This is a genomic window from Pseudomonas sp. NFACC05-1 (assembly GCF_900100135.1).
In the GTDB taxonomy this organism is placed as follows: Bacteria; Pseudomonadota; Gammaproteobacteria; order Pseudomonadales; family Pseudomonadaceae; genus Aquipseudomonas; species Aquipseudomonas fluorescens_Q.
In genome coordinates this window covers 611,672-624,630 of the sequence record NZ_FMTR01000001.1, presented here as the reverse complement: position 1 = coordinate 624,630, position 12,959 = coordinate 611,672, and the positions used below count along the sequence as shown (strand labels likewise).

12 protein-coding genes are annotated in these 12,959 nt (G+C 62.1%); 10 read left to right on the top strand and 2 right to left on the bottom strand.

The features are described 5' to 3' along the window. Positions 1–25: 25 nt before the first annotated feature. From BLO97_RS02665 to phnE (BLO97_RS02645), 5 genes are all read left to right on the top strand, one after another. Positions 26–1,645 (top strand): inorganic phosphate transporter, encoded by a 1,620-nt coding sequence (locus BLO97_RS02665; RefSeq protein WP_092344784.1) that lies wholly within the window; start codon positions 26–28, stop codon positions 1,643–1,645. Positions 1,646–2,009: 364 nt separating this feature from the next. Then, positions 2,010–2,861 (top strand): putative selenate ABC transporter substrate-binding protein, encoded by an 852-nt coding sequence (locus BLO97_RS02660; RefSeq protein WP_014339226.1) that lies wholly within the window; start codon positions 2,010–2,012, stop codon positions 2,859–2,861. After that, positions 2,858–3,658, top strand: coding sequence for a phosphonate ABC transporter ATP-binding protein (locus BLO97_RS02655; RefSeq protein ID WP_092344782.1), 801 nt, complete (start codon positions 2,858–2,860; stop codon positions 3,656–3,658). The genes BLO97_RS02660 and BLO97_RS02655 overlap by 4 nt, the downstream gene beginning before the upstream one ends. Then, positions 3,652–4,479, top strand: coding sequence for a phosphonate ABC transporter, permease protein PhnE (gene phnE, locus BLO97_RS02650; protein WP_092344780.1), 828 nt, complete (start codon positions 3,652–3,654; stop codon positions 4,477–4,479). Before BLO97_RS02655 ends, phnE (BLO97_RS02650) begins: the two co-directional genes overlap by 7 nt. Further along, positions 4,476–5,243, top strand: coding sequence for a phosphonate ABC transporter, permease protein PhnE (gene phnE / locus BLO97_RS02645; RefSeq protein WP_092141942.1), 768 nt, complete (start codon positions 4,476–4,478; stop codon positions 5,241–5,243). Before phnE (BLO97_RS02650) ends, phnE (BLO97_RS02645) begins: the two co-directional genes overlap by 4 nt. Positions 5,244–5,436: 193 nt before the next feature. Here the strand turns inward: phnE (BLO97_RS02645) and BLO97_RS02640 are convergent, their stop codons facing one another. Next, complete coding sequence (locus BLO97_RS02640) at positions 5,437–6,360, bottom strand: LysR family transcriptional regulator (RefSeq protein WP_092344778.1); 924 nt, start codon at positions 6,358–6,360, stop codon at positions 5,437–5,439. 113 nt (positions 6,361–6,473) lie between these two features. On the opposite strand from BLO97_RS02640, the gene BLO97_RS02635 reads away from it, so the two are divergent. The 5 genes from BLO97_RS02635 (at position 6,474) to yghU (ending at position 11,337) form a co-directional block, all read left to right on the top strand. After that, on the top strand, positions 6,474–7,469 hold the full coding sequence (locus BLO97_RS02635) for an aldo/keto reductase (RefSeq protein WP_092344776.1): 996 nt from the start codon (positions 6,474–6,476) through the stop codon (positions 7,467–7,469). A 122-nt stretch (positions 7,470–7,591) separates the two neighbouring features. Then, complete coding sequence (locus BLO97_RS02630) at positions 7,592–8,350, top strand: substrate-binding periplasmic protein (RefSeq protein WP_092141951.1); 759 nt, start codon at positions 7,592–7,594, stop codon at positions 8,348–8,350. A 1-nt stretch (position 8,351) separates the two neighbouring features. Then, a complete protein-coding gene (locus BLO97_RS02625) occupies positions 8,352–9,692 on the top strand; it encodes a diguanylate cyclase (RefSeq protein ID WP_092141954.1) in 1,341 nt (446 codons plus the stop codon). Positions 9,693–9,718: 26 nt separating this feature from the next. Further along, positions 9,719–10,453, top strand: coding sequence for a substrate-binding periplasmic protein (locus BLO97_RS02620; protein ID WP_092344774.1), 735 nt, complete (start codon positions 9,719–9,721; stop codon positions 10,451–10,453). A 44-nt stretch (positions 10,454–10,497) separates the two neighbouring features. Further along, positions 10,498–11,337, top strand: coding sequence for a glutathione-dependent disulfide-bond oxidoreductase (gene yghU / locus BLO97_RS02615; RefSeq protein WP_092141960.1), 840 nt, complete (start codon positions 10,498–10,500; stop codon positions 11,335–11,337). Positions 11,338–11,362: 25 nt separating this feature from the next. On the opposite strand, the gene BLO97_RS02610 is transcribed toward yghU, so the two are convergent. Continuing rightward, positions 11,363–12,889, bottom strand: a complete 1,527-nt coding sequence (locus BLO97_RS02610; RefSeq protein ID WP_092344772.1) for an FAD-dependent monooxygenase — start codon at positions 12,887–12,889, stop codon at positions 11,363–11,365. Positions 12,890–12,959 lie beyond the last annotated feature (70 nt).

Sequence of the window (12,959 nt, the reverse complement as noted above, 5' to 3'; positions counted from 1 at the left end):
ACTGCTCACCGAATCGGATTTCATCATGACAAACCAGACCCTGGTCATGGACTCATCGAGTTCCATCGCCCCCAGTTTAAGACCGCAGCTCAACCACAAGCCGAGTGTACTCACCCTGGTGGTGTTTTTCGCCGTGCTGGGCTGCGGTTTGCTGTTTACCGCCTACAGCCTGATGCACGACATGAACGAACTGGGCACCGTGGTGACCACCTGGACACCGTTCCTGCTGTTGGGCGTGGCGCTGCTGATTGCCCTTGGCTTCGAATTCGTCAACGGTTTCCACGACACCGCCAACGCCGTGGCCACCGTCATTTATACCAACTCCATGGCGCCGAACTTCGCCGTGGCCTGGTCGGGCTTCTTCAACTTCCTCGGGGTGCTGCTCTCCAGCGGCGCCGTGGCCTTCGGCATCATCGCCCTGCTGCCGGTGGAACTGATCCTGCAAGTCGGTTCCTCTGCCGGCTTCGCCATGATCTTCGCCCTGCTGATCGCCGCCATCCTGTGGAACCTGGGCACCTGGTGGCTGGGCTTGCCGGCGTCGTCGTCCCACACGCTGATCGGCTCGATCATCGGCGTGGGCGTCGCCAATGCCCTGATGCACGGGCGTGACGGCACCAGCGGTGTGGACTGGGCCCAGGCGACCAAGATTGGCTATGCGTTGCTGCTGTCGCCGCTAGTGGGTTTCGGTTGCGCTGCCTTGCTGCTGCTGGCCCTGCGGGCCTTCGTCAAGAACCGCTCGCTGTACAAGGCCCCGGAAGGCAATACTCCGCCGCCCTGGTGGATACGCGGCATGCTGATCCTGACGTGCACCGGCGTGTCATTCGCCCACGGCTCCAACGACGGTCAGAAAGGCATGGGCCTGATCATGCTGATTCTGGTCGGCACCCTGCCGATGGCGTATGCGCTGAACCGCACCATGCCGGCCGACCAGGCACTGCAATTCGCCGCCGTGGCGCAAGTCACCCAGCAAGCCCTGGTCAAGCACTCGCCGCTGCCGGCCCCGGAAAATCCGCGAGCGATCCTTTCCACCTACGTGGGCAGCAAGGAGGCGACGCCGCAATTGGTTCCGGCCCTGGCTGCGATGACCGGCAGCATTGGCGCCGAGGTCAAGGGTTACGGCTCGCTGGCCAGGGTCCCCGCCGAAGCCGTGGGCAACGTGCGCAACGACATGTACCTGACCAGCGAAACCATTCGCCTGATGGACAAGAACAAGGTCGGCAACTTCGACGCCGACACCAGCGCCCAGCTGCAATTGTTCAAACAGCAGATCGACAATTCCACGCGGTTCATTCCACTGTGGGTGAAAATCGCCGTGGCCATCGCCCTCGGCCTGGGCACCATGGTCGGCTGGAAGCGCATTGTGGTGACGGTGGGTGAGAAAATCGGCAAGTCCCACCTGACCTACGCCCAAGGTGCCTCGGCCGAAACCGTCGCCATGCTGACCATCGGCGCCGCCGACATGTTCGGTTTGCCGGTGTCCACGACCCATGTGTTGTCCTCCGGCGTGGCCGGCACCATGGTCGCCAACGGCTCGGGCTTGCAGATGCGCACCATTCGCAACCTGGTGATGGCCTGGGTACTGACGCTGCCTGCTGCCATCCTCCTTTCCGGCAGCCTCTACTGGTTGTTCACCAAGCTGTTCTGACCTCTCATTAGCCGAGGCCTCACCCGACGAGGCCCCGGTTCTCCCGCCCGCCTCCCCCCTGTGGGAGCGAGCTTGCTCGCGATAGCGTCAACCCAGACAACCCAGAACCTGTGGCGAGGGAGCTTGCTCCCGCTCGGCTGCGCAGCAGTCGCAAAACCAGACAATGCGGTCTGCCTGTCAGCATGCTGGGGCCTGCTGCGCAGGCCAGTGGGAGCAAGCTCCCTCGCCACGGGGGAATGAGTGAGTTCAAGGCCAGAAACGGTTAATATCGCTCTCCTTCGTCTACCCTCACAGAGCGGCGTACCGCCATCCCCGTGGGCGTGATGCTTCACCATTCCTTGCCTTCATGTACCGGAGATCCTCCATGCTCAAGCGTTCCCTGGCATTGGCCGTCGGCGTTGCCCTGTCTTTTAGCAGCCTGCTGACCCAGGCCGCTGACACCTTGAAAGTCAGTGCGATTCCCGATGAGGCCCCGACCGAGCTGCTGCGCAAGTTCAAGCCGCTGGGTGCCTATCTGGAACAGCAAACCGGCATGAAAGTCGAGTTCGTACCCGTCAGCGACTACCCCGCCGTGGTCGAAGCGCTGGCCACCGACCGCATCGACATGGCCTGGCTGGGCGGCTTCACCTTCGTGCAGGCACGCCTGAAAACCGGCAATGCCATTCCCCTGGTACAGCGCGAACAGGACGCCCAGTTCACCAGTAAATTCATCACCGCCGATCCGGCCGTCAAATCCCTCGCCGACCTCAAGGGCAAGACCTTTGCCTTCGGTTCGGTGTCGTCGACGTCCGGTAGCCTCATGCCGCGCTATTTCATGCTCAAGGACGGCATCAAGCCTGAAAGCTACTTCAGTCGCGTGGGCTACTCGGGCGCCCATGACGCCACCGTCGCCTGGGTCCAGGCCGGCAAGGTGGACGCTGGCGTGCTGAACGCCAGTGTCTGGGAAAAACTGGTCGCTGCCGGCAAGGTCGACACGACCAAGGTCAAGGTCTTCGCCACCACCCCTGCCTACTTCGACTACAACTGGACGGTGCGCGGTACCCTCGACCCCGCGTTGGCGGCCAAGATAAAGGCAGCCTTCCTGGCACTCGATCCGGCCAACCCGAAGGACAAGGAAATCCTCGATCTGCAAGCCGCCAGTCGCTTCATCGAAACCAAGCCTGAGAACTACAAGGGCATCGAGGAAGCCGCACGCGCCGCCGAACTGCTCAAATGACCCTGCAACTGACCCAGGTCAGCGTTACCCATGCCAACGGCGTCCAGGCGCTGCGGGGCATTGACCTGCACATCGGCGCCGGTGAGCAGGTCGCCATCATCGGCCCGTCCGGCGCGGGCAAGTCGAGCCTGCTCAACCTGCTGGCCACCGCCCTGCGCCCGGGTAACGGCGAGCTGCAGTTGCTCGGCGAACGCGCCTGGCAGTTGTCTGCCCGCCAGCGTCAACGCCTGCGCGCACGCATCGGCCTGATCCACCAATCGCCGCCCCTGCCGCCACGTCAACGTGTGGTCACGGCAGTCCTGGCCGGAAAGCTCGGTCAGTGGAGCATCGGCAAAAGCCTGTTGAACCTGTTGCACCCGCAGGATATTCCAGGTGCCAGGGCGGCATTGGCCCAGTTGGACCTGGGCGACAAACTGTTCGCCCAATGCCAGCAGCTGTCCGGCGGCCAACTGCAACGCGTGGGCATTGCCCGGGTGTTGTACCAGGCACCAGAGGTGTTGCTGGCCGACGAACCGGTTTCGGCCATGGACCCGGTATTGGCCGAGCACACGCTTTCGGTGCTTTGCCGCCACGCCCGGGAACACAACGTCACCCTGGTCGCCAGCCTGCATGCGGTGGATCTGGCCTTGGCGCACTTTTCCCGGGTCATTGGCCTGCGGGACGGGCAGATCCTGTTCGACCTGCCAACCGAGGCGGTCGACCGTCCGTTGCTCGACACGCTTTACGCCAACGAACAACTGCAGTCTTCACCAACAACACCCCCCTCTTCCTTGAGCGTGCAGATCCCCCGATGCTGATACGCGATACCCGAGACCCCGCTACCCGCCCGCGCCTGCTGCTCACTCTGCTGGCCCTCGTCTTGCTGTGGCCGGGCATCCAGTTCAGCGAACTGGACCTTCGCGTGCTAATGGCGGGGGACAGCCAGAGCGAAATGGGCCGGTTTTTAGCGGCCTTCTGGCCTCCAGCCCATGGCGACGAATTTGTCGAACTGCTGTGGCAAGCCACCTTGCAGACGCTGGCGATCGCCACGGCCGGCATGGCCTTGGCGCTGCTGTTGGCGGTGCCCGCGAGCCTGCTGGCCAGCCGCGCCTTGTCGCTGTCGGCGGCCTCCCGTGCCGGGCACCCGGGGTATTGGGGCCAACTGCTGCGCTGGCCTGTGCGCGGCCTGCTGATCTTCCTGCGCAGCGTCCCGGAAATCGTCTGGGCCTTGCTCTTCGTCCGTGCTGTCGGCCTCGGTCCCACGGCCGGCGTACTGGCGATCGCCATTACCTACAGCGGCATGCTGGGCAAGGTCTACGCGGAAATCTACGAGTCGGTCGACCAGCGTCCGGCCCACGCGCTCTTGCAATCTGGCAGCAGCCGGCTCGCCGCTTTCTGCTACGGGATCCTGCCCAATGTCGCGGCCGAACTGTTGTCGTACACAGTGTATCGCTGGGAATGCGCCATCCGCGCCTCGGTAGTGATGGGCTTCGTCGGTGCCGGAGGCCTGGGTCAGCAGATGGACCTGTCGCTGCGAATGTTCGCCGGCGGTGAAGTCGCCAGCCTGCTGCTGACGTTCCTGGTGCTGGTGCTGCTCGCCGATCAACTCAGCCGCCTGCTGCGCTGGAGGCTGGCATGAATCGCCTGATCAACGCGGTCATTGTCCTGGGCATCGGTGCGGCAGTCATTGCCTCGTTCGTCTACCTGGGCATCGACTTGGGCGAACTCGGCGACAGCGGCAACCTACACCAGATGGGCGCTTATGCGCAGCGCTTTCTCAGCCCGGACCTGAGCCCGGGCCACCTGAAAGCCATCGGTCACGGCGCCTTGGAAACCCTGGCCATGTCCGCCCTCGGCACCCTGCTCGCGGCGGTGTTCGGCCTGCTATTGGCCTTGCCTGCGGCCGGGCGCTTCGGCTGGCCCCTGCAGAGTGCTTCGCGGCTGGTGCTCAATGCCTTGCGCGCGGTTCCAGAACTGGTGTGGGCGGCGCTGATGGTCCTGGCCGCCGGGCTCGGCCCCAATGCCGGCACCCTTGCCTTGGCCCTGCACACCACCGGCGTGCTCGGCCGGCTGTTCGCCGAAGCCCTGGAAAATACCCCTTCGGAACCTGCCGACGCCATCCGCCTGCAAGGTGGCAATGCGGTATTGGCGTTCTGCTACGGCACACTGCCCAACCTCTTGCCCCAGCTACTGGCGTATGTCCTGTACCGCTGGGAAAACAATATCCGCATGGCCAGCGTGCTCGGCTTCGTCGGTGCCGGAGGGCTTGGGCAAATGCTCTATGTCAGCCTCAGCCTGTTCCAGGAGGCCCAAGGCAGTACGGTGATTCTGGCGATGCTGTTGCTGGTTCTGGCGGTCGATACGTTGAGCAGCTGGAGCCGTCAACGCTGGGTCAAGGCTTGAGGCCCTGGGCAAAACCAACACTTTCCGTGAAACCACACAACCTGTCGATCGTTCCCACTCCGCGTGGGAATGCAGCCATGGACGCTCTGCGTCCACTCAAAAGCCGAACGCGGAGCGTCCGAAGCGGCATTCCCACGCGGGGGACGGTCGAATCTCTGATAGCGGCTCGCTCCCACAGCGATTCGGCACTGCTCTACACCCTCTCCATCAGTGCCATCTGGGCAGCCGCGTCTCCCTGCAACAGCTCGATCACCCAGTCGATAAAGACCCGCACCCTGGGCGACAACTGTCGATGGGGCGGGTACACCGCTGAGATCGGCCACGACGGCACGCTGTAGTGGTCGAGCACTTGCACCAGCCGGCCTTCGGCCAATTGCCGTTGCACGTGATAACGCGGCACCTGGATCAAGCCGAATCCCGCTTCACAGGCGGTCACATAGGCGTCGGCATTGTTGACGTTCAAGTCACTGGGCAATTGCATTTCGCGCAGCCGCCCCGCCACCTCGAATTCAAACGGGAAAAACCGCCCATTGCCGGACGCAAAACCAATGGCCCGGTGCGCCGTCAAATCGTCCAACCGCCCGGGCGTGCCGGCGCGGGCCAGATAGCCAGGGCTGGCACACGTCAGTTGATGCAGGCGCACGATGGGGCGCGCCACCAGCGCCTGGTCGACGATATTGCCGGCGCGGATTGCACAATCCACGCCCTCGCGCTGCAGATGGACCTGGCGGTCATGGAAACCGATGTCCAACTGCAACGCCGGGTAGCGCCGGTAGAAATCCGCCAGGCGCGGCAGGATCCAGGTGCAACCAAAGGCAATGGGCATGTCCACCTTCAAGGTGCCGCGCGGTTGGCTCCGTTGCACCGACAGCGAACTTTCCAGGTCATCAAGGTCGTCCAGCAACTGGCCGCTGCGCTGGTAATACGCTTGCCCATCGAGCGTTGCGCGCACCTGCCGGGTGGTGCGTTGCAACAGTTGCACGCCCAGATGGGCTTCCAACTGCTGGATCAGCAGGCTGACGGTGGCCCGGGGCAGTCCAAGGTCATCGGCCGCCTTGCCGAAACCGCCCAGTTCAACGATGCGCCGGAACACCTGCATGGCCTGTAATCGGTCCAATCTCACGCCTCACTATTTAGATATCACGAATAGTTAAACCAATAATCGTGGATTTATCCAGGAAACCCCTTGATAGAGACTACACAGGTCGTTCATTTCCAGGAGCTATCAACATGAAGACTCGCCAACTCGGCCATCACGGCCCTCACGTTTCCTCCATCGGCCTGGGCTGCATGGGCATGTCGGATTTCTACACCACGGGCGTGGACGAGCGCGAAGCGATTGCCACGCTGCACCGCGCCGTGGAGTTGGGCGTGACGCTGTTCGACACCGCCGACATGTACGGGCCGCATACCAACGAAGAACTGCTCGGACGGGCCCTGCGTGGCAAGCGTGAAAACCTGTACCTGGCGAGCAAGTTCGGCCTGGTGCGCAGCAGCGATCCCCATGCCCGCGGCGTCAATGGTCGCCCCGACTACGTCCGGCAATCTGTCGATGGCAGCCTCAAGCGTCTCGATACCGATTACCTCGACCTCTACTACCAGCACCGCATCGATCCTGAAGTGCCCGTCGAAGAAACCATCGGCGCCACGGCCGAGCTGGTCAAGGCCGGCAAGGTCCGCCACATCGGGATCTCCGAAGCCAGTGCCGAGACCATCCAGCGCGCCCACGCCGTGCATCCCCTGGCAGCGGTACAAAGCGAATACTCGCTGTGGTCCCGTGACCCCGAACACAATGGCGTGCTCGATACGTGCCGACGCCTGGGCATTGCATTCGTCGCCTATAGTCCCTTGGGCCGGGGCTTTTTGACCGGCGAGCTGAAATCACCGGAGGATTTCGCCGCCGATGACTATCGCCGCTTCAACCCACGTTTCCAGGCCGACAACTTCAATCGCAACCTGGTGCTGGTAGAGCAGGTCAAGGCATTGGCCTTGGACAAGGGCATCAGCGCTGCGCAATTGGCCTTGGCCTGGGTATTGGCCCAGGGTGACCATGTCATCCCGATCCCGGGCACCAAGCAACGCAAGTACCTGGAAAGCAACGTGGCAGCGGCTTCGGTGGTGTTGAGCGCTGGTGAATTGGCCCGGCTGGATGGGATTTTCGCAGGCGAAGGTGCCGTGGCGGGCGACCGATACCAGGCGCACACAATGACGTTGTTGAACGGTTGATCCTTCGGCTGGGCTGGCGGTTTCGACAGACCGGATTCAAGCAGGCGCCAGCCCAGCCGATAACCCTATCAATAATAGCTCCCAGACCTCCGGGCTCTGCCAGTTGCATAGGGTAATGATCAATGGGTTTGCCGCTGAATCGCCTGCTAGTGTGGGGCGTCCTGATGTTCCTCACTGCAAGTGTTTGTGCGGCAGAGGCGCCGCTGCGCATCGTGACCGAGGAACTACCGCCCTACAACATGACGCAGAACGGCCGAATGACCGGCATGAGCACCGAGGTGGTCCAAGCCGTGCTCAAGGAGGTCGGCATGGACGCGCCTATCCATTCCATGCCGTGGGCCCGGGCCTACGAACTGGCGCTCAATGAAAGCAACGTGTTGATCTACTCGATCGTCCGCACGCCTGCACGCGAATCGCTTTTCCAGTGGGTCGGCAGCATCGGCCCGACGCAGTGGTACATCTACTCGCTGGCGGACCGGCCGGTGAAACTCGACTCGCTGGCCGATGCCCATGGGCACCAGATCGCCACTGTCAATCAGGACGTGGGTGAGCAATACCTGGTATCGAAGGGTTTTCGCATCGGCGAAGAACTGCAGTCGAGCACCAAGTACGAACACAACTACCGCAAGCTCAAGGTCGATCACGTGGAGCTGTGGATTTCCAATGAGCTCAACGCGCTGTACCTGACGCGCCAGAATGGCGAAGACCCGGACAAGTTGCTGATCCGTTCGCTGGCGCTGCCCGAGCTAAGCAGCGCCGACGGCTTGAGCATGGCGTTCAGCCGCAATACGCCTGCCGATACGGTGGCGAAATTCCGTGCGGGCCTGGAGACCATCCGACGCAATGGCGTCTACGATGCCATCCTGCGCAAATGGTTATGACATGGATGCCAATTTTCGTACGGCCTCCTCACAACCACAGACCAAGGCGTTCAGCTCCCTGGGACGCCGCCTGGTACTGGCAACGCTGTTGTTCTGCCTGCTTTTTACCCTGGTGATGGTCACCTGGCGTACCTGGATGGCCTGGGAAAACAACCTGGCGGAAATGAATTCGGAGCTGGCCCTGATCGACCAAGTGTTCCAGAACACCCTGGCCCATGCCATTTGGGAACTGGACCGTGAATCCCTCGACCAGCAAATCGCCAGCGTCGCCATGGCAGCACCCGTGGGACGCCTGGTGCTGAACATCCTGCGCCCCGGGCAAGCGCCTGAAGTCATCGAACTCAATCGATACCCCGTCGCTCAATCGGGCGTGGTGCCGGTGCTGCATCGCCAACTCATCGCGCAGCCCTACGCCGGGGCCCATGAAAAGGTCGGCGAGCTGACCATCGAAGGCGACAATAACCTGCTGTGGGAGCGCCTCTGGGGCGAAGCACGCAGCATCGTCATCACTCAACTCATCCAGTCCCTGCTGCTGGCCGGGTTGATCATGACCGTGTTCAACCGCCTGGTGACCGTGCATGTGGTGCACATCGCCCGGCACCTGGGCGAACTGGCGCCGCAAACCCTCAAGCGTCACCTCAAGCTGCAACGGGCGGTGCGGCGCCAAGACGAGCTGAGCCTGCTCGAATGCCAGGTGAATACCCTCCAGGACAACCTGCGCGCCCATTTGGAGCGCCAACATTCGGACGAACTGGCGCTTGCCGCCAGCCGCGACCAAATGGCCGAACTGGTCGAGGCGCGCACCGCAGAATTGAAGGCGGCCAACCAGGCCCTCGAAGCACTGTCACGTCACGATGATTTGACGGGGCTGGCCAACCGTCGCTATTTCGACGAGTTGAAGGAGATCGAGTTTCGCCGGGCGATCCGCCACAAGACCCCGCTGGCGGTGCTCATGTGCGATGTCGATTTCTTCAAGATCTACAACGACACCTACGGCCACATGCAGGGCGACTTGTGCTTGAAAGAGATCGCCGAGACCCTGCGCAGCGTGTTCGGCCGCTCTGGCGAACTGACTGCGCGCGTGGGTGGCGAAGAGTTCGTCGTGGTCCTGCCCAACATCGACGCCGCCCAGGCCTGCGAGGCCGCCCAACGTTTGCGTGCAAGCCTGGCGGAACGTGAACTGCCCCACAGCGGCTCCAAGGTATCGCCGTTTGTCACCGTAAGCATCGGCGTCGCCGAGCTGGACCCGGAGACCATGGACCATTTCGATCAACTGCTGCAACGCGCCGACCAGGCGCTGTACCGGGCCAAACATAAAGGGCGCGATTGCATCGCCCTGTGAACCATCACGTGCCATGAGGTCTGTATATGCACTATCGCCTAATGCTCTGCTCGTGCCTGCTACTCACCTCGATCAGCCTGCAAAGCCACGCCGAGGCGATCGAAGTCGTGACCGAAGATTCCCTCTATGCCTACCAGCGTGACGACAAGGTCGTCGGACCGGGCATTCGCATCGCCGAACAAACGCTGAAAAACGCGCTGCTCACCGACTACAGCCTGTCGCTGTACCCGTGGGCCCGGGCCTACGAAAAGGCGCTGCACGAGCCTAACGTGTTGATTTTCCCGCTGGACCGCACCCCGGCCCGCGAGCAGCTATTCAAATGGGTCGGTGAAATACATCGGGTGGCGAGCCGGCTCTACAAGATGCGCGACAGTAAAGGCATCGCCGTCAACAACCTCGAGGATGCCAAGCAGTACAGCATCGGTGTGGTGCGAAATGACGCCAAGCAGATTTACCTGCAACAGCGTGGGTTTACCCGGCTGGTCATCTCGGCCAACAACCACGACAACTTTCAAAAGCTGCTGAATCACCAGATCCAACTGCTGCCGATGCCGGAGAACACCGCGCGCCTGATGAGCAAGGATGCCCAAGTGGATTTCACTTCCCTGCAAGAGGTCTATACCCTCGACGAGCAACCCCACAGGGTCCACCTGGCGTTCAGCCTGAGCACACCTGACGAAGTCGTCGCCAAGGCCCAGCGCGCTTTCGAGCAGCTCAAGGCTTCCGGTGAAGTAGCGCGGATCATGAACGAACAGCGGTAGACTCTGGGGGATCACATCACAAGCAAACGATGAGGTATGTCCCGATGAGCCAAGCGTCCTACGTTCCGCCCAAGGTCTGGAAAAACGACGCCCCGTCTGGCGGCCAGTTCGCCAGCATCAACCGCCCTATCGCCGGGCCGACTCACGAAAAAACCTTGCCGATTGGCAAACACCCTTTGCAGCTGTATTCCCTGGCCACGCCCAATGGCGTGAAGGTGACCATCCTGCTGGAGGAACTGCTGGCGTTGGGTCATACGGGTGCGGAATACGACGCCTGGCTGATCCGCATCAACGAAGGTGACCAGTTCTCCAGCGGTTTTGTCGAGGTCAACCCCAACTCCAAGATCCCGGCCCTGCTGGACCGCAGCGTGGAACCCGCCATTCGGGTCTTCGAATCCGGCTCGATCCTGCTGTACCTGGCGGAAAAATTCGGCGCCTTCCTGCCCACCGATCCGGCGGGCCGCACCGAAACACTGAACTGGCTGTTCTGGCAGATGGGCTCTGCCCCGTATCTGGGTGGCGGCTTCGGGCATTTCTATGCGTATGCGCCGGAGAAACTCGAATACCCGATCAATCGCTTCACCATGGAGGTCAAGCGTCAACTCGACGTACTGGATCGCCGCCTCGGCGAAAGCCAATACCTGGGAGGCGATGACTACACCATTGCCGACATCGCGGTCTGGCCCTGGTATGGCCAACTGGTGCGCAACAACGTGTACGGCGCCGCCGAGTTCCTGAGTGCTCACGAATACACCCATGTGCAGCGCTGGGCAGAGGCGATTGCCAAACGACCGGCCGTCCTGCGCGGGCAGCGGGTCAACCGCACGTGGGGTGACGAAGCGAGCCAGGTGCCGGAGCGGCATGAGGCTGCGGATCTGGGCTAAGGGCCAATCGCCACACCTGACGCGCTCAAGCCGGCAGCGTCAGGCCCCGGTCGCTGAAGTACCGGCTCAACGTTGCCGCAGACGCTTGGGGATCCGCCAGGGCGACGTAGGTGTCGGGACGCAGCAGATAGGCGGCGTCCCGACACAGCCCGGCTTTATGATGCTCATCCTGCCAGGTGAACGTGTGCAGAGGGATCCGCTGCTGGCGGCTCCAGGCTTTCAGGTCCGCCCGGGCCTCGCCGTAGACGTGCACCTGCCAGCCGATGGAGGCGAGCGGTTCGTAGTTATCGGCGCCCGGCACCGGTACCCAGGGCAAACGGTCACCGCCCAGTACGTCACCGGCCTTGCCGGCACTCAACGGGCTCTCGTGATAATTCAAGGTGGTTTGGGACACCATCCGGAACAGGTACTCACGCACGTTCTCGCTTTTGTAGGCAACACTCGCAAAAAGCGGTGCGATGCGCGTGCGCACGAAGTCGGCAAAATTGCCTTGGGCGGTTGCAAAGGTGAACAGCCGGTCTGTCGTTTCCACAAGCTTTTGCGCAAACGCCTGGCGTTCGGCCTGATAGCTGTCGAGTAACGCGTCTGGTGCCTGTCCCTTCACGACCGCCGCCAGTTTCCAAGCCAGATTGATCGCGTCGAGGATGCCTGTGTTCATGCCTTGTCCACCGGCCGGGCTGTGGACGTGCGCAGCGTCTCCCAGCAAAAACGCCCTGCCCCAGCGGAACTGATCCGTGACGCGATGATGGACCCGGTAGGTGGAAAACCAATTCACGCCATTGATCCTGATGTTCAGACCGTTGATCGCGTCATGGCCGACGTCCTCGAACGTCAGTGTCTCTGGATGTTCCGCGCGCTCGTCGCGAACCGTACCGATCAGGCGATATTGACCCGTTTCGCCATAGAAAAACGCCAACACGAATTCGGATTTATCAAAAGCGATATGGGCCTCATCCGCAGGCTCGAAACCGCTGGCAGACACGTCCGCCACGTAGAACAGCTGCTTATAGGTGCCGCCCTCGAAACCGCTTCCCACCTGATGACGCACGAGCGAACGCGCGCCATCGCAGCCGGCGAGGTAAGCAGTCGTCAGCACTTCTTCGCGGCCATCGGCGTGTTTTAAACGTGCGATAACGTAGTCGCCAGGGTCCTCGAAGGACAGCAGTTCGGTCTGCCGCTCGACTTCGACGCCCAGGGACTGAAGCTGTTCGACTAACAACCGCTCATGACGATCCTGGGGATATATGAGGACAAAAGGATAAGGCGATACATCCCCGCCAGCCTCCACCAGAGGAATCCGCGCCTTGCGTTTGCCCCGGGCCCACATGTTCATGGCCGGGGTCTTGTACCCCGCTCCGATAACCGCACCGGCCATGCCGAGCTGGCGATACAGCTCAAGTGTGCGGGCCTGGACGGCCATGGCACGCGAGGTTTCCCCCGGCCCGCTGCTCTTGTCGACGATCCTGACAACAAGCCCCTGCCGGGTGAGCCACAAAGCCAGGACCAATCCCGTAGGACCGGCTCCCACAATGAGAATGTCCGTTTTCGCCATGTTCATGCCTCTGGAGAAGTGATGACTCTGGAGGCACTTAATGATGGTCGAGGAAGGCCGAATGTCAACG